General features: G+C 43.8%; 1 protein-coding gene. It reads right to left on the reverse strand.

Features of this window, described 5'->3' with window-relative positions; translation table 11 throughout:
- Nucleotides 1-46: 46 nt before the first annotated feature.
- Nucleotides 47-904, reverse strand: coding sequence for an adenine-specific methyltransferase EcoRI family protein (locus tag ACGG90_RS15600; RefSeq protein ID WP_390410733.1), 858 nt, complete (start codon nucleotides 902-904; stop codon nucleotides 47-49).
- Nucleotides 905-1,161: the final 257 nt, after the last annotated feature.

Below are 1,161 nucleotides of genomic sequence, written 5' to 3' on the forward strand. Positions count from 1 at the left end.
GAAGATGGAATAATCTGCGGGAGCAGTAATGTGAGAATCAAAAACGTCACATTATCTCGGCGAAACAAAGGCGTTTCAATCCGAAACAATGTGACGAATGGTGGCCGAAATAGCGTGCCGCGCGACACCAACCAGCAGCGGCCAATGGATATGACTTTGGCACTTGAAACTCGCGATCTCCAGAATGTATTGATTCTCCAAGCCACATAACGTTATTCATAATAAGCGGAAACGCATTCTTATGCGTAACCGAGGTCACGTTTCCAATTATCGAAAACATCCGTTTTTCTGGCTCAACCCAATCCAGAAAAGCTCGATACAGCGAGAATGGTGGATTCGTAATTACAACATCAGCCTCGTCACGCAACGCACTAACTTCCTGGCTTCGAAAATCACCAGCAGAAAACGTCGTTTTACCATCCGGATCGGGATCGCCTTCAAGATACGACAAGATGGCTGACGTCTTACCTTTACCAAGCTTTAATCGCTCATATTTAAGGCGCTCCTGTACGTCAGTAATATTCACACGGCCATCTTTATCGAAATCTGAAACATCTGTTAATTCAATTTTATAAGCTTTGCTAATCTTCGTAGATTTGCCATCAGCCAAAGAGTCATCATCATTAAACAGAGACAATTCAAGCTGTGTGTTAACCATTGGACTAGGATCATAACTAGTGGCTATCAGCTTCTTGAGTCCGTAATCATTGAAATGCGTTGCGAAAAACTTGAAGAAATTACTCTCAAATGGATCGTCGGCTGGTAACAATATGGTTTTATCACGAAAAACGTCAGCGTCATACTCTATATAGGCATTCATTTCCTTTTCAATGTCGGCCCATTCCGTGTAAAACTCGTCTTTCTTATTTACTTTCGCTTGTGTAAGCGAGTTTGTATCAGACATTGCTTACTCCCCTATCCTAAATACTCGGATCACAACTAATGCACCACAAATGAACTATGGTCCTGGATTATTCACCTCGGTATTGGGGACATGAAATCGCATCTGGCCGGTCTGAAAGCAACGTTTGGATCGTTGCGAATACTGACTGAGCGGAGAAGTTGGTGATCGATGCACCACGAACAGACCGACCCAGTTTTCGGCTCGACGCACGACCTATTCAGTTATTCAGTTCAGGTCGCCAACTGATGGACTTCGTC

Origin of the sequence: Lacticaseibacillus jixiensis (assembly GCF_042847315.1) — a bacterium.
Classification (GTDB): Bacteria; Bacillota; Bacilli; order Lactobacillales; family Lactobacillaceae; genus Lacticaseibacillus; species Lacticaseibacillus jixiensis.